General features: G+C 61.2%; 13 protein-coding genes. 4 read left to right on the top strand and 9 right to left on the bottom strand.

Features of this window, described 5'->3' with window-relative positions; translation table 11 throughout:
- The first annotated feature begins 119 nt into the window (after positions 1–119).
- Both moaA and B2U07_RS03040 read left to right on the top strand, forming a co-directional pair.
- Positions 120–1,115 carry a GTP 3',8-cyclase MoaA gene (gene moaA, locus B2U07_RS03045; protein ID WP_275544729.1) on the top strand — a complete coding sequence of 332 codons (996 nt, stop codon included), beginning with the start codon at positions 120–122 and terminating at the stop codon, positions 1,113–1,115.
- Positions 1,116–1,158: 43 nt separating this feature from the next.
- A complete protein-coding gene (locus B2U07_RS03040) occupies positions 1,159–1,998 on the top strand; it encodes a substrate-binding periplasmic protein (RefSeq protein ID WP_296275714.1) in 840 nt (279 codons plus the stop codon).
- Positions 1,999–2,002: 4 nt separating this feature from the next.
- Here B2U07_RS03040 and B2U07_RS03035 read toward each other — a convergent pair whose 3' ends face one another.
- The 7 genes from B2U07_RS03035 to puuE form a co-directional block, all read right to left on the bottom strand.
- Positions 2,003–3,469 (bottom strand): NCS1 family nucleobase:cation symporter-1, encoded by a 1,467-nt coding sequence (locus B2U07_RS03035; protein ID WP_275544731.1) that lies wholly within the window; start codon positions 3,467–3,469, stop codon positions 2,003–2,005.
- 456 nt (positions 3,470–3,925) lie between these two features.
- Positions 3,926–4,786, bottom strand: coding sequence for an outer membrane protein OmpK (locus tag B2U07_RS03030; RefSeq protein ID WP_275544732.1), 861 nt, complete (start codon positions 4,784–4,786; stop codon positions 3,926–3,928).
- Between the two features lie 83 nt (positions 4,787–4,869).
- Positions 4,870–6,387 (bottom strand): nucleobase:cation symporter-2 family protein, encoded by a 1,518-nt coding sequence (locus B2U07_RS03025; RefSeq protein ID WP_419096306.1) that lies wholly within the window; start codon positions 6,385–6,387, stop codon positions 4,870–4,872.
- A 236-nt stretch (positions 6,388–6,623) separates the two neighbouring features.
- Positions 6,624–7,961, bottom strand: a complete 1,338-nt coding sequence (locus B2U07_RS03020) for a urate hydroxylase PuuD (RefSeq protein WP_275544734.1) — start codon at positions 7,959–7,961, stop codon at positions 6,624–6,626.
- Between the two features lie 47 nt (positions 7,962–8,008).
- On the bottom strand, positions 8,009–8,512 hold the full coding sequence (locus B2U07_RS03015; RefSeq protein WP_275544735.1) for an ureidoglycolate lyase: 504 nt from the start codon (positions 8,510–8,512) through the stop codon (positions 8,009–8,011).
- Between the two features lie 44 nt (positions 8,513–8,556).
- On the bottom strand, positions 8,557–9,072 hold the full coding sequence (gene uraD, locus B2U07_RS03010) for a 2-oxo-4-hydroxy-4-carboxy-5-ureidoimidazoline decarboxylase (protein ID WP_275544736.1): 516 nt from the start codon (positions 9,070–9,072) through the stop codon (positions 8,557–8,559).
- Between the two features lie 11 nt (positions 9,073–9,083).
- A complete protein-coding gene (puuE, locus tag B2U07_RS03005; protein WP_275544737.1) occupies positions 9,084–10,010 on the bottom strand; it encodes an allantoinase PuuE in 927 nt (308 codons plus the stop codon).
- Positions 10,011–10,412: 402 nt separating this feature from the next.
- On the opposite strand from puuE, the gene uraH reads away from it, so the two are divergent.
- Complete coding sequence (gene uraH / locus B2U07_RS03000; RefSeq protein ID WP_197858249.1) at positions 10,413–10,766, top strand: hydroxyisourate hydrolase; 354 nt, start codon at positions 10,413–10,415, stop codon at positions 10,764–10,766.
- Positions 10,767–11,233: 467 nt separating this feature from the next.
- Here the strand turns inward: uraH and B2U07_RS02995 are convergent, their stop codons facing one another.
- Positions 11,234–12,574 (bottom strand): NCS2 family permease, encoded by a 1,341-nt coding sequence (locus B2U07_RS02995; protein WP_197858250.1) that lies wholly within the window; start codon positions 12,572–12,574, stop codon positions 11,234–11,236.
- A 589-nt stretch (positions 12,575–13,163) separates the two neighbouring features.
- Between B2U07_RS02995 and B2U07_RS02990 the strand changes: the two genes are divergently transcribed.
- Positions 13,164–13,931 carry a GntR family transcriptional regulator gene (locus B2U07_RS02990; protein ID WP_275544738.1) on the top strand — a complete coding sequence of 256 codons (768 nt, stop codon included), beginning with the start codon at positions 13,164–13,166 and terminating at the stop codon, positions 13,929–13,931.
- A 352-nt stretch (positions 13,932–14,283) separates the two neighbouring features.
- Here B2U07_RS02990 and guaD read toward each other — a convergent pair whose 3' ends face one another.
- On the bottom strand, positions 14,284–15,588 hold the full coding sequence (guaD, locus tag B2U07_RS02985) for a guanine deaminase (RefSeq protein ID WP_275544740.1): 1,305 nt from the start codon (positions 15,586–15,588) through the stop codon (positions 14,284–14,286).
- Positions 15,589–15,618 lie beyond the last annotated feature (30 nt).

Raw genomic sequence — 15,618 nt, 5'->3', positions numbered from 1 at the left:
CAGCGCTTAACTGACTTGTGGGTCAAATTTTTGTGTACAGAAAATCGCTTTTCTGTTCTTATCCCGTACAGCTACCTCCATGAGCAAAGTCTCGGCGCGCGACGCTGCAGGAGACCAACGTGAATACCAGTCAGCTCGTCGATCCCTTCGGTCGACGCATCACCTACCTGCGTTTGTCGGTGACCGACCGCTGCGATTTTCGCTGCACCTACTGCATGAGCGAAGACATGCAGTTCGCACCGCGTGCGCAGATTCTCAGCCTGGAAGAGCTCTACGCCGTGGCCGACGCCTTTATCGGCCTTGGCGTACGGCGTATTCGCATCACCGGTGGCGAGCCGCTTGTGCGCAAGAACCTGCTCAGCCTGCTGCAGCGCCTGGGCGAGCGTGACGAGCTGGAGGACCTGGCGATCACCACCAATGGTTCGCAACTCGGCGAGCTGGCGCCGCAATTGCGTGCGGCCGGTGTGCGCCGGCTGAACATCAGCCTGGATTCGCTGCGGCGCGAGCGCTTCGCCGCCTTCACCCGGCGTGACAAACTCTACCAGGTGCTGGCCGGTATCGATGCGGCGCGTGCAGCCGGCTTCGACAGGATCAAGCTCAACAGCGTGGTGCAGAGCGGGCGCAACGACGACGAGGTGCTGGATCTGGTCGAGTTCGCCATCGACCGTGGCCTGGATATCGGCTTCATCGAGGAGATGCCGCTGGGCAGTGTGGTCAGCCACAGCCGCGAACAGACGTTCTGCTCCAGCGACGAGGTGCGCCAGCGCATCGAGCAGCGATACTCGCTGGTGCGCAGCAGTACGGTAACCGGCGGCCCCTCGCGCTACTGGCAGGTGGTCGGCAGCGATACGCGAGTCGGTTTTATCTCGCCGCATAGTCACAACTTCTGCGGTGACTGCAACCGCGTGCGAGTTACTGCCGAGGGCAAGCTGGTGCTCTGCCTTGGCCATGACAACGCATTGGATCTCAAGCGTCTGCTGCGCGCCCATCCGGGTGACGGCGAGCGTCTGCGCCAGGCGCTGGTCGAGGCGCTGCGCCTGAAGCCCGAGCGACACCACTTCGCCACCGACGAGCAGGTTCAGGTGGTGCGCTTCATGAGCATGACCGGCGGATAGATCCGCTTTCGGATTTCTCACAAAAACAATAAGGAGGCTCTGCATGAAGCCCGTAAGACTGTGTCTGCTATCTACCGTTTTGATGAGCGCGAATGTCCTGGCCCAGACCTATGTGGTCGGCGTCGAGGACCTGCCTTTCGCGCCGCACTACAGCGTCGATGCCGATGGGCAATACCGTGGCTTCGCGCGTGAGGTGCTGGATGCCTTCGCCGCCGATAGCGGCGTCAGCCTGACCTACAGGCCGCTGCCGGTGGATCAGCTGCTTCCGGCCCTGCAGCGCGGCGAGATCGACTTCAAGTACCCGGACAGCCCGCACTGGGCCGGCGCGCAAAAGGCGGGCATGGCGATGCATTACAGCCGGGCCGTGGTCGATTACGTCGATGGTGTGCTGGTCGCGCCGCAGCGCCAGGGCCAGGCGCTGGAAAGCATTCACCGCCTGGCGATGGTGCAGGGCTGGACGCCGCGGGGCTACGAGAATTCCATCGACAGCGGGCAGATTCAGCTGAGTTACAGCGACGATCTGCGCCAGATGATTCGCCAGGCCTTGAAGCAGGACACCGATGGCGCCTATTTCAATGTGGTGGTGGCCACGCATTATCTGGACAACGTCCGCGCGCGGCCCGGTGCGCTGGTGTTCGATCCCAGCTTGCTGCACACCCGCGGCAGTTTCCATCTGTCGAGCCAGCGTCATCCGCAACTGATCGCCCGTTTCGATCAATTTCTTGCCGAGCGCTCGGTTCAGGTCGCGGCGCTCAAGGCAAGTCATCGGGTAGAAGCCAACCTGGACAGCGACTACATAGGCTTGGAGCAGTGGAAGGTGGATTTTCTCGAGCGCCAGAAAGCCAAAGCCGGCGCACAGGCGCCGGCTTCGTCCACACGCTGACGGTTCAGGCAGCGGCGCCCGCGCGCTTCAGTGCCTGCGCCTGGCCGTGCATCAGCCCGTAGTGCAGCACCGCGCCGAGCAGGGCGCCGAGCAGCCAGGCATAGCCCGACAGCATGCTCAGGGCAGGCGCCCAGACCGAGGCCACGGAAAATACCGAGCCGATGGCAAAGGCCAGCATCGCCTTGCGGTTCCAGCCGCCATCGAAGTAGTAGGCCGAACCGACCTCGGCACTGAACAGCTGCTGCAGGTCGAGCTTGCGCCGGCGCACCAGGTAGTAATCGGCGACGATGATGCCGTACAGCGGCGCGAGCACGGCGCCCAGGGTGTCGACGAAGGCGGCGATGCCGACGCTGCTGATGAAGGCCACCCACAGCGCGCCGATGAAGAAGGCGATACCAGCAGTGATGAAGCCGCCGGTGCGGGCGCTGATGTGCGCCGGCGCCAGGTTGGCCAGGTCATAGGCTGGCGGAATGAAGTTGGCCACCAGGTTGATGCCCACGGTCGCGGCGAAGAAGGTCAGCGCGGCGATGATGGTCAGGGTCAGGTTGTCCACCCGCGCAACGATATCGGTGGGGTTGGTCAGCGTCTCGCCGAACACCACCACGGTGCCGGCGGTGATCACCAGGGCGATCAGCGAGAAGAACGCCAGGCTCACCGGCAGGCCGAGGAAGTTGCCGATGGTCATCTGCTTTTCGCTTTTGACGAAGCGGGCGAAGTCGCCGTAGTTGATCACCACCGCGGCGAAGTAGGCGACCATGGTGCCGACTACCGCGAAGAACGCGGCCACCGGGCCGGCCTTGTACTCGCCCGTGCCACTGAAGATGTTGCCCAGCTCACTGAGCAGGCTGGGGCCGGCCTTGTACCAGATCAGGCCCATCAGCGCGATCATCACCACGTAGACCAGCGGCCCGGCCCAGTTGAGGAAGCGGGTGATCCAGCTCATGCCGCAGACGAACAACGCCACCTGGAACAGGCAGACGATCACGTAGGACAGCCAGCCGATGGCGGTCAGGCCCATGTATACGGCCGGGTCCTGAGGTTGCAGCAGCGAGTTGAGCAGCAGCGCCACCGCCGTGGAGGCGAAGTAGGTCTGCACGCCGTACCAGAAGATGGCGACGATACCGCGCACCAAGGCGGGGAAGTTGGCGCCGCGTACACCCATGCTGGCGCGGGCGAACACCGGGAAGGGGATGCCGTACTTGACGCTGGGTTTGCCGGTCAGTTGCACCAGGCCCATGACGATGAAGCCGGCGAGCACGATACCCGCCAGTACCGCCCAGCCATTGAGGCCGTAGGAAATGAACAGCGTCGCCGCCAGGGTGTAGCCGAACAGGCTTTGAATGTCATTCGACCAGACGTTGAAAATCTCGAACCAGCCCCAGGTGCGTTTCTCGGGAGCCAATGGGGCGAGGTCCTCATTGTGTAGCGAGGGGTCGATGTGCTTGATGCGAAAGTCTTCGGTGTTGGACATGGACAGCTCCCAGTTTTGTTCTTGCGCCGCGGCGATCTATGAGGAGATTTGTCTGCAGGTTTCGTTCCGATCCTGTATGCGTTGCGTGACTGATTCCATGTATACAGCCACTTAAACAGTGTTTCGGTAGGAACCTGCTTGTGTTGTACACATAAAAGTCGTTGTTGAATATGGCTTTTGAAGAAATTGCACACAAAAAACTGAATTTTTGTGATCAAAAACTTGACCTTCTGGTCAGTTGTGTGCTTGCAAGATGTTGATCGAAAAGCCGGTTACGCCAGTCAAATCGTGCACCGATTCGGTGCCGGGGTTGGTGCTTGAGTGCCGGGTTGGTGCGACTTCCAGGGTACTTGTCGATCTCCCGTTAAAGAAAAAGGGGGAGGGGCGCAAGCGCCCATCCCCCTTTTACCTGGCCGCCGTCCCTACCGACGTTGGCCAAGTGCGTTGCGGCAATGGTCAGAAGTGATACTTGACCAGTGCCTGCACGGCGGTCTGGTCGAAGCGGTCGCCCGTGCCATCCACCGGTTTCACGCCATACTTGGCGCGCCACATGTTGATTTCGCTGCCCACATAGAGCTGGCGCTCCTTGCCGAACAGGGCCTTGCCCGCATCCCACTTGACCTGGATCGAGGAGCCGACCGAGGTCTGGGTGCCGGCGTCGCGCGACGGCGAGCGCCAGTCGACGAAACCGTCGACCACGAAATCCTGATCGCCCAGGCTGAAAGGGTACGCCGCGCTGACGGTCAGCTGGGTGGCGTAGCCGTTGCTGTCGGCATCCTTGAAGAAGGTGTGGTTGTTGATCTTCACCTGATACAGGTTGGTCTTGAAGTAATTGAAGCCGGGTAGTTCCCAGTCCAGACCGATGCCGTACAGGTAGTTCTCCGGCCCCGGGCCGCCTTCGCCTTTTTCATAGGTAAAGGCGGCGTAGACGTCCTTGATCGGGCCGGCAGCCAGCTTTTGCCCGGTCAGCCAGCTCAGGCTGACGCGCGGCGAGAACTCCATGTAGTAGAAGGTGTTGCGGTCGTGCTGGCGGAAGGTGCCATTGTCGAAGCTGCCGCGTGTCTGCACATTGTCGGCGCGGATGTAGTCGAGGAAGTAGAAGATGTCGCCCCAGGCCCAGCCGCTGGCGTGCTCGAAGGTGAAGGTGGTCTGGGTGCGCTGCTCTTCGCCATTGAAGTTCATGCGCTGGAAGTTCTCGCCATACAGGTACGACAGGCTGTTGTCCTGCCAGAGCAGCAGGTCGCCGGCGAGCGCCTGCTGGCCGCAGAGCAGTCCGGCAGAGAGGGCCAGGCAGTGAGGCAGATGCTTGAGTTTCATGAATTGTCCTTGTTTTTGAGGTGCAAGCAGGTGCCTCCCGGCAGCAGGCTGCCGGGAGTGGAATCGATGACGCGGTTAACGGGTCAGCTGGTGCGCGCGTCCGGGGTGAGGTCGCGGCTTAGGGTCTTGAGGTTGCCGTCGTCGACGCTATCGTCGTCCTGGCGGTTCTGCAGCACGGTGTGCAGGTGCGCCTCGGGGTCGTAGTCGTCCTCTTCCACTTCCTGCTGTTCGTCTGGCAGGAAAATGTTCAGCACAATGGCGCTGAAGGCTCCGATGGTGATCGGTGAGCCGAAGATGTTCTTCAGCACGTCCGGCATGTGCGAGAGCACCTCCGGCACGCCAGCTACGCCCAGGCCCAGGCCCAGGGAAATGGCCACGATCAGCACGTTACGGCGGTGCAGACCGGCTTCGCTGAGAATCTTGATGCCGGCCACCGCGACGGTGCCGAACATGATCAAGGTGGCGCCGCCGAGCACCGGTTTGGGCATCAGTTGCAGCACCGCGCCCACCACCGGGAACAGGCCGAGCAAAACCAGGATGCCGGCGATGTAGAAGGCCACATGACGGCTGGCCACGCCGGTGAGCTGAATCACCCCGTTGTTCTGGCTGAAGGTGGTCATCGGCAGGCTGTTGAACATGGCGGCGACCGCCGAGTTGCAGCCGTCGGCCAGTACCCCGGACTTGATCCGGCGCATGTACAGCGGGCCCTTGACCGGCTGCCTGGAGATGATCGAGTTGGCAGTCAGGTCGCCAGCGGTTTCCAGCGGAGTGATCAGGAAGATCACGGCGATGGGCACGAAGGCGATCCAGTCGAAACCGAAACCGTACTTGAACGGCTGCGGCACGCTGATCAGCGGCACATCGGCCATGTTGGCGAAATCTACACGGCCGGTGAACCAGGCAACGGCGAAGCCGAGCGTCAGTCCGATGATCACCGCGGACAGGCGCAGGACCTGCGACGAGACGCGGTTGAGCACGACGATAGTGCCCAGCACCAGGCCGCCGAGGGCGAAATGATGCAATGCGCCGAGATCCGGTGCGCCGTAGCCGCCGGCCAGGTCGGTCATGCCGACCTTGATCAGCGACAGGCCCATCAGGCAGATGATGGTGCCGGTCACCACCGGGGTGATGACCTTGCGCAGCTTGTTGATGAACTGGCTGAAGGCGATCTCGACGAAGGCGGCGCAGAAACAGATGCCGAACAGCGTGGCGAGTATTTCCTCCTCGCTGGCGCCGCGCCCTTTGACGATGAATCCGGCGCTGAGCACCACGCTGAGAAAGCCGAAGCTGGTGCCTTGCAGGCACAGCAGGCCGGAGCCGATCGGGCCGATGCGTTTGGCCTGAACGAAGGTGCCAAGGCCGGAAACGAACAAGGCCATGCTCACCAGATAGGGTACATGGGCGCCAAGGCCCAGAGCGCTACCGACGATCAGTGTGGGGGTGATGATGCCGACGAAGCTGGCCAGCACATGCTGCAGCGCCGCGAAGATGGCTGGGGCGAACGCGGGCGTGTCGTCCAGCTGGTAGATCAGGTCGCTGTTGCCGGCGGGCGCAGCGGGAGCTTGGGTGTTGCTGTCTGTGGTCATGTCGTAGCCTGCCATTTTGTTTTTATACGGTCATGGGCTTGCACGAGGCTTCACGGCACCTCTCGTCCTGCCCGATAGAAATTTGTCTATTCGGTCAGAATGTTCCCGACTATAGCAACTTGTGGACATGGTTAAAAACAATTTATTTATCGATTGTGCACAAAAAATGAACCGCCGGTCAGCTCACGCTGCCGGCGGTTCATGGGTGTAAAAAGATGCCGCGCCAGTCACGGGCGCGACATGTGTGGCAATCAGTTGATCTGCGCGCCCTCGGCGATCCAGCTGCCGATCAGGTCGCGCTCGTCCTGAGTCATTTGGGTGATATTGCCCAGCGGCATGATCTGCGTGGCCACGGTCTGGGCGTGGATCTTGGCCGCCTGCGCCTTCATCTGCTCCGGGGTATCGAGCATCAGGCCAGCCGGTGCAGCGCTGAACATCGGGCTGCTGGGGCTGGCTGAATGGCACACGGTGCAGCGCTCGTGAATCACGTTTTCGACCTTGGCGAAGTCGCTGCTGGTGGCAGGTGCCGCGCTATCGGCGGCCGCTGGCGACTCCGCGCTGGCGTCGGTCTTGGCCTGGGCGTCTTGCGTAGCGGGTTCGCTGGGCGTGGCGGGGTTGCCAGGGCGTCCCGTGGCAGGTACGGGAGCGTACTTGATCGCCGGGGCTTGAGCCGTTGCCGGTGCGCTGACCGATTTGCTGTGCGGGCTGGTGACGTAAGCCAGGCAGATCATGCCCAGGGCTGCGGCCGGCAGGGTCCAGACGTATTTGCTGCTGTCGTGGCGGGTGTTGAAGTAGTGACGCACCAGCACGGCCAGGATCGCGATGCCGGCCAGGATTGCCCAGTTGTACTGGCTGCCGTAAGTGCTCGGGAAGTGGTTGCTGATCATGATGAACAGCACCGGCAGGGTGAAGTAGTTGTTGTGGCGCGAACGCAGCAAGCCCTTGGCCGGCAGCAGCGGATCTGGCGTCGTGTTGGTTTCGATCGCCTTAACCAGTGCACGCTGGGCCGGCATGATGGTGAAAAACACGTTGCCGACCATGATGGTGCCGATGATGGCGCCGACATGGATGTAGGCCGCGCGGCCGCTGAAAATCTGGCTGAAGCCATAGGCCGCCGCGATGATCAGCACGAAGAGCACGGCGCCGAGCAGGGCGGGGCGTTTGCCCAGCGGCGAATCGCAGAGGAAGTGGTAGATCACATAGCTGACCGCCATGGAGCCGAGGCCGATGGCGATGCCCATCGCCGGAGACAGTTCGACGCCCGGCTTGACCAGGTACAGGCTGGGGTTGAGGTAATACACCACCAGCAGCAGGGCGACGCCCGACAACCAGGTGAAATAGGCCTCCCATTTGAACCAGTGCAGGTTCTCCGGCATTTTCGGCGGGGCCAGCTTGTACTTTTCCAGGTGGTAGATGCCGCCGCCGTGTATCGCCCAGAGGTCGCCCGACAGGCCGTCGCGCGGGTTGCTGCGGTTGAGGTTGTTCTCCAGCCAGACGAAATAGAAGGATGCGCCGATCCAGGCGACGCCGGTGATCATATGGATCCAGCGGATGCCCAGGTTTAGCCACTCGGTGAAATGTGCTTCCACGATTCGTACCTCTTCCCCGGGGGAGGCACGCCAGCCCCGGGCTTCTCTTATTGGTGGGGTTTGAGGAGAAGGAGCTCGTCCTCATTGAAGAAATGCTCATCGCAGTTGTTACCGGAACCACTGCGATCAACCACCAGGAAGTCATCCCGCTTTTCGATCGTCAGCACCGGGTGGTGCCAGACGCCGCGATGGTAATTGACGCCCTGCCTGCCATTGCTGAGGAAGGCACGGACGGACCCTGATACAGGTACATCGCCAAGTGGCGCGACCACGATCAGAAAGGGGTTGCCGAGCAGCGGGATGAAAGCCTGGCTGCCCAGCGGATGGCGTTCCAGCATGCGGATGGTCAGTGGCATCTCCAGTGCTTCGGCGCTGAAGATGCTGATGATGGCCTTGTCCTCCGGCTGTGCGGTCTCCACGGTGGCCAGCTTGTGATAGCGGCGGGTGGAACCGTTGTTGATCATGAAGAAGTCGCTGCCCTCGGTTTCGATCACGTCACCGAAGGGGGCGAAGGCTTCTTTGCTCAGGGGCTCGATGGTCAGGCTACGCATGGCTGTTCTACTTGTTCTGTTCGATTGTCGGGGCTGCTGCAGGCTTAAAGCTGCTGCAGGCGGAAGAGGGCGATCTTGTTGATCTCGGCCAGGGCGGTGGCGAATTCCTGCTCCGGCGTGTTGTGAATGCGCTCCTCGAAGGCGGCCAGGATCTGGTGGCGGTTGCTGCCCTTGACGGCCTTGATGAAGGGAAAGCCGAACTTGGCCTTGTAGGCGTCGTTGAGCTCGGTGAAACGGGCGAACTCCTCGGCGCTGCATTCATGGATGCCGGCACCGGACTGTTCAGCAGTGCTGGAGGCAGTCAGTTCGCCGCGTACGGCAGCTTTGCCGGCCAGATCCGGGTGGGCGTTGATCAGTGCCAACTGCGCATCGGCGCTAGCGGACAGGAGGATGTCGGCCATGCGCTGGTGCAGGGCGTCGATCTCGTCTACCGAAGCGTCCAGGCCGAGGTCGTAGGCTTTCTCGGCGACCCAGGGCGAGTGCTCGTAGATGTCGGCGAAGGCTGCGACGAACTCCTCGCGGCTCAGCTGGGACGGGGTCAGGGTTTGGAAACGGCTCATGGACGGCTCTCTCATTCGGGCGCGCGGAAGGGGTGGTTGGCGTGCCAGTGTCTGGCGATGTCGACGCGGCGGGCGCACCAGACCTTGTCATGGCTTTTCACGTAGTCGATGAAGCGCGCCAGCGAGGCCAGGCGCGCCGGGCGGCCAAGCAGGCGGCAGTGCATGCCGATCGACAGCATCTTCGGCGCGCCGGCCTGGCCTTCGGCATAGAGCACGTCGAAGGCATCCTTGAGGTATTCGAAGAAGTCGTCGCCCTTGTTGAAGCCCTGCACCTGGGTGAAGCGCATGTCATTGGTGTCGAGGGTGTAGGGAATCACCAGGTGCGGTTTGTCTGCGCTGCTGGCAGGGTCCCAGTAGGGCAGGTCGTCGTCGTAGGTATCGGAGTCATAGAGGAAACCGCCTTCCTCACGCACGATGCGTCGGGTGTTCGGGCCCAGGCGGCCGGTGTACCAGCCCAGCGGACGTTCACCGGTGAGCTCGGTGAGGATACGGATGGCTTCGAACATGTGCTCACGCTCGGTGGCTTCGTCCATGTTCTGGTAGTCGATCCAGCGGTAGCCATGGCTGCAGATCTCGTGACCGGCGTTGACCATCTGCCGAATCACCTCGGGATGGCGCTGCGCGGCCATGGCCACGGCGAAGATGGTCAGCGGGATGTCGTGCTTCCTGAACAGATCGAGCAGGCGCCACACGCCGGCGCGGCTGCCGTATTCGTAGAGCGACTCCATGCACAGGTTGCGCTGGCCCTGCAGTGGCTGCGCGGCGACCATCTCGGAGAGGAAAGCCTCGGATTCCTTGTCGCCATGCAGAATGTTGCGCTCGCCGCCTTCCTCGTAATTGAGCACGAAGGACAGGGCGATACGAGCGTCGCCCGGCCATTGCGGATGGGGTGGTTTTGCGCCGTAGCCGATCAGGTCGCGTGGGTAATCAGCATTCACTGCAGTCTTCCTATCTGGAGCGTTGCGGTCACTGCGTGCCGGATAATCGACGGCTACGCGACCGGGATGAGTAATTGTATACAAAGTTAATTGCTGTTTGTAAATCGACTTTTCATCATTTTCTTCGCTGTGCGTGGCCATAGAGAAATTGACCGGATGGCCAGCAATGCGCGCGGGTTGTGCCGTGATTACTAGCTGGGGATGGGGTGAATAGTGAACCGCTTTGGTGCGTTTCGGGTATGGCTACTGGATTTATTGTGTACAATTTTTGATTAAAGTGTTTTATATTCTGACTGCGTGCTATCCTGCCATCGCGTCGGTGCACTGCGACGAGCCGATTTCAACAAAGTAGAGGAGGTGTGATGTTCGCCGGGCGCTGGTCGCCACGAGCATCCGAGACCCATGGGACGATTGACTACACACGTACTGGATGCCGCACATGGCTGCCCAGGCAGTGACATCAAGGTCGAGCTGTACCGCGTCGAAGGCGCGCAGCTGGAACTGATCAACACCGTTACCACCAACCACGATGGCCGTTGCGATGCACCGGTGCTGCAGGGCGATGATTACCGCACGGGCGTCTATCAACTGCACTTCCATGCCGGCGACTACTACCGCGCCCGTGGCGTGAAACTGCCTGAGCCTGCCTTTCTCGATGTGGTCGTGCTGCGCTTCGGCATCGATGCCGGTCAGGAGCATTACCACGTGCCGCTGCTGATTTCTCCCTACAGCTACTCCACCTACCGCGGTAGCTGATGATTGGCGGGCCGTCCGCCAGACGAATGCTTGTCACCCTCAGACTCGTTTGAGTCCTTACGCCCGCTCACACTGCGGGCTTTTTTTTGCGCGAATGTTTTTGCCAAGGCTAAGACCTGTCCGATGTTGTTGTGTGGTCAGGTGACGCCCAGGGGGCGGAGCGTGCTTGCGGGCACCAAGTTGGGTGAACTCCATGGCGCTGCGTGCGGCCCCTACCGATGCACGTTGACCTAGTTCCAATACAAATTTGGGACTGATAGCTGTCAGTCAACAGAAATGCTGCGGCTACTTTTACAGGGGCGCTGCGTTTTTGCCGGATCGGGCTGCTGCTACCAAAGATCTTCGCGGACAAGTCCGCTCCCACAAAAGCACTGTTTGTGTTCTGTGGGAGCGGACTTGTCCGCGAAGCTTTTGTTCTGAATGACTGCTACGGCGATGAGCTTTTGATCATCGCCTCGAGCTTGTCGTCAGAGGAAGGCGAACTTGGCGATGAAGATGACGCACAGCACGTACAGGCTCAGCGATACCTTGTCGCGCTGGCCGGTGAGCAGCTTGAGCGTGGCGTAGGTGAGAAAGCCCAGGGCGATGCCGTTGGCGATGGAGAAGGTCAGCGGCATCATCACCACTGTGACGATGGCCGGAATGGTGTCGGTGTGATCCTTCCAGTCGATGTGCGCCATGCCGCTCATCATCAGCATCGCCACGTAGATCAGCGCGCCCGCGGTGGCATAGGCGGGAATCATGCCGGCCAGTGGCGCAAAGAACATCGCGGCGAGGAACAGCAGGCCGACGGTGATGGCGGTCAGGCCGGTGCGGCCCCCGGCGGCGACGCCCGAAGCGCTCTCGACGTAACTGGTCACCGGCGGGCAGCCAACCATCGCGCCCACGACGCTGGAGGTGGAGTCGGCTTTCAGTGCCTTGGAGAGATTGTGGATCTTGCCGTCTTCGTCTACCAGGTTGGCGCGATGCGCCACACCCATCAGGGTGCCGGCGGTGTCGAACATGTTCACGAACAGGAAGGCCAGGATCACGCTGATCATCGCCACATTGAACGCGCCGGCGATGTCCATCGCCAGGAAGGTCGGCGCCAGGCTCGGCGGCATCGACACCAGACCGCCATATTCCACCAGGCCCAGGGCCCAGCCGATGGCGGTCACGCCGAGCATGCTGAACAGGATCGCGCCAAACACGTTGCGATGACTGAGCACGGCGATCAGCAGGAAGCACACGGCTGCGAGCAGCGCCGTCGGATTGCCGAACGAGCCCATGGTCAGCAGGGTCGCCGGGCTGTCGACGACGATGCCGGCGGTCTTCAGGCCGATGAGGCCGAGAAACAGGCCGACCCCGGCGCCCATGGCGAAGCGCAGGCTCATCGGGATGCTGTTGAGCAGCCATTCGCGAATCTTCGACAAGCTCATGATCATGAACAGCACACCGGAGATGAACACTGCGCCCAATGCGATCTGCCAGCTGTAGCCCATCTCGCCGACGACCGTGTAGGTGAAGAAGGCATTCAGCCCCATGCCCGGCGCCAGACCGACCGGCCAGTTGGCGTACAGGCCCATCAGGAAGCAGCCAAGGGCTGCGCCGATGCAGGTGGCGACGAAGGCGGCGCCATGGTCGATGCCGGCGCCGGCCATGATGTTGGGGTTGACGAAAATGATGTAGGCCATGGTGACGAAGGTCGTCAGGCCCGCCAGCAGTTCGGTCTTTATGGTGGTGCGGTGCTCGGTCAGTTTGAAGAAGCGGTCGAGCAGGCCACCCCTTGCCAGTTGATTCGCGTGTTGTTCTTGTTTGACGCTTTCCACAGCGGGTACTCCTCATCTCTCTTGTTGTGTACCGCCCAGAGCGTTGCGCAAGAACAATGCTCTCTGAGGCAGGCGGTGTCTTTGGTGGTGCTTCCTGGCTAAGTTGTTGACCGAGCGGTCAAGAAGTCACTCAGGCGCGATTATGATGTTGTATACAAAAAATGCAATTAATGTTTTTAATGTTGCATTAATCGCACCAGTCGTACGGTCTGGCCCGGATGCGCACGGATTAGGCGACAATCATTCTGGAATCTGCTTTAAATTCTTTAAAAACAATAAGATAGATGGGTTGCGGGTTTGACGCTTTTACTCGCGTACGCATCGATCCATCGGATAAGGAAACCCTTAGCTGCTAACGAACTGACAACGCAGCTATATATAAGGAAAGAATTTGATCTTCGGCACTCACCCTGGTCAGCGAGCGGCCGATAGCAGCTATGACGTCATACAACGCATGGTGTAGTGGCGGATTGACTTGTGTACAATTGCCTCCATTCTTTTCTGATGTTTTTTCGCTCGGTGCTTGTCAGCTACCGGGTAGAACACAGTAGAGTCGCACTGTCGCCGACTCTCATTGACGCGAGCCAGAATGAACGATCAATTGCAGCCTCTGAAGAAGCAGCCGCGCGCGGGTAAAAGCAGCCGCAGCGGGACTCAGGACGATGTCGTATATGCCCACATTTTCGATGCGATTCTTGAGCAACGCCTGGCGCCCGGCACCAAGCTGAGCGAAGAGGCGCTGGGTGAGATCTTCGGCGTCAGCCGCACCATCATTCGTCGCGCCTTGTCGCGCCTGGCCCATGAGGGCGTGGTGCTGCTGCGGCCGAATCGCGGTGCGGTGGTGGCCAGCCCTAGCGTTGAAGAGGCCCGGCAGATTTTCTATGCACGTCGTCTGGTCGAGCGTGCCATCACCGAGCTGGCCGTCGAGCACGCCACCGCTGAACAGCTCGCTGAGCTACGGCAGATGGTCAAGGACGAACAGGACAGCTTCTCCCGTGGAGATCGTGGTGCGGGTATCCGTCTGTCCGGCGAGTTCCACCTGAAACTGGCCGAAGCCGCACGTAATGCGCCGCTGGTCAGCTTCCAGCGCAGCCTGGTGTCGCAGACTTCGCTGATCATTGCCCAGTACGAAAGCGGCAGCCGTTCGCATTGCTCCTACGACGAACACAATCAGCTGATCGACGCCATCGAGGCGCGCGATACCGAGCGTGCTGTGCACCTGATGATGCATCACATGGACCATATCGACAGCAAGCTGAACCTGGACGAGGAAAGCGCCTCGGACGACCTGCACGCGGTGTTCTCGCATCTGTTGCAGACGAAGAAGAAGCCCGGCCGCAACGCTGCCAATCGCTGATTCGCCACTCTGAAATGAAAGCCCCGATGTTCGCGCATCGGGGTTTTTTCGTTGTGGAGACGATGTAGCTGAGGCGAGGCGCATTTGTAGGAGCGAATTCATTCGCGATGCTGTCGAGCATGGCTTACAGCCTGATCGCGGATAAATCCGCTCCTACGAGAGCGGTAAGGCCCTCGCCTCGGTGATCCGTGCTGAGTTGATCGCCGGCAAGCCGGCTTCTACGCGATCGTGCCTCTTGGTGAAAGTCCCGCTCAAATCTGTAGGAGCGAATTTATTCGCGATGCTGCCGAGCATGGCTTACAGCCTGATCGCGGATAAATCCGCTCCTACAAGGGTGCGCAGATCATCGGCCTCAGCTGCGCTGGTGCACCGAGACGCCGGCGGCGAAGGTCTCTTTCACGGCGCGGTCGTCGCCGAGCATGGTCAGGGCGAACAGGCGTTCTTCCAGGCTCCTGGCCTGCTGCATGCGGTAGCTGATCAGCGGCGTGGCGTTGTAGTCGAGCACCAGGAAGTCGGCGTCCTTGCCGGGCAGGAAGTTGCCCAGCTTGTCGTCCAAATACAGCGCATTGGCGCCGCCCAGGGTGGCCAGGTACAGCGACTTGAACGGGTCGAGCTTCTTGCCCTGCAGCTGCATCACCTTGTACGCCTCGTTCAGCGATTGCAGCTGGCTGAAGCTGGTGCCGGCGCCGACGTCGGTACCCAGGCCGACGCGCACGCCATGAGCTTCGAGCTTGTTCAAGTCGAACAGGCCACTGCCGAGGAACAGGTTGGACGTCGGGCAGAAGGCCACGGCCGAGCCGGTTTCGGCGAGGCGCCTGCACTCGTCGTCGCACAGGTGCACGCCATGGGCGAATACTGCGCGCGGGCCGATCAGCTTGTGGTGGTCGTAAACGTCGAGGTAGCCCTTGCGCTCGGGGAACAGTTCCTTGACCCATTCGATTTCTTTGCGGTTCTCGGACAGGTGGGTGTGCATGTACAGGTCCGGGTACTCGCCCAGCAGCTTGCCGGCCAGCTCCAGTTGCTCCGGCGTACTGGTCGGGGCGAAGCGCGGGGTGACGGCATAGTGCAGGCGGCCCTTGCCGTGCCAGCGCTCGATCAGGGCCTTGCTCTCGGAGTAGCCGGTTTCGGCTGTGTCGGTCAGGTAGTCCGGGGCGTTGCGATCCATCAGCACCTTGCCGGCGATCATGCGCACGTTGAGCTTGTCGGCCTGCTCGAAGAAAGCATCCACCGACTGCGGGTGCACGCTGCCGAACACCAGGGCGGTGGTGGTGCCGTTGCGCAGCAGTTCCTTGAGGAAGATCGCCGCCACGTCGCTGGCATGCGCCTTGTCTTCGAACTGCCGCTCGGTAGGGAAGGTGTAGGTGTTGAGCCAGTCCAGCAGTTGCTCGCCGTAGGAGGCGATCATGCCGGTCTGCGGGTAGTGGATGTGGGTGTCGATAAAGCCGGGGGTGATCAGTGCGTCGCAGTAGTGCTGGATCTCGATGCCGGCCAGCTTCGGCAGCAGCTCGGCAGCCGCGCCGACCTGGGCGACTTTGCCGTTTTCGATCAGCAGGATGCCGTCCTCGAAATATTCATAGGACTGCTCGACACCGACCACGGTCGGGTCGGCGAGGCTGTGCAGGATGGCGGCGCGGTAGGCTTTGCGGGTGTTGCTCATTGTTCGAATCTCGTGCGTGGGATGCGCTGG

It is taken from the genome of Pseudomonas sp. UBA7530 (assembly GCF_002479365.1).
GTDB lineage: Bacteria > Pseudomonadota > Gammaproteobacteria > Pseudomonadales > Pseudomonadaceae > Aquipseudomonas.
Note: the sequence above shows the minus strand (reverse complement) of the source record. Positions and strands in the feature narration are given on the sequence as shown.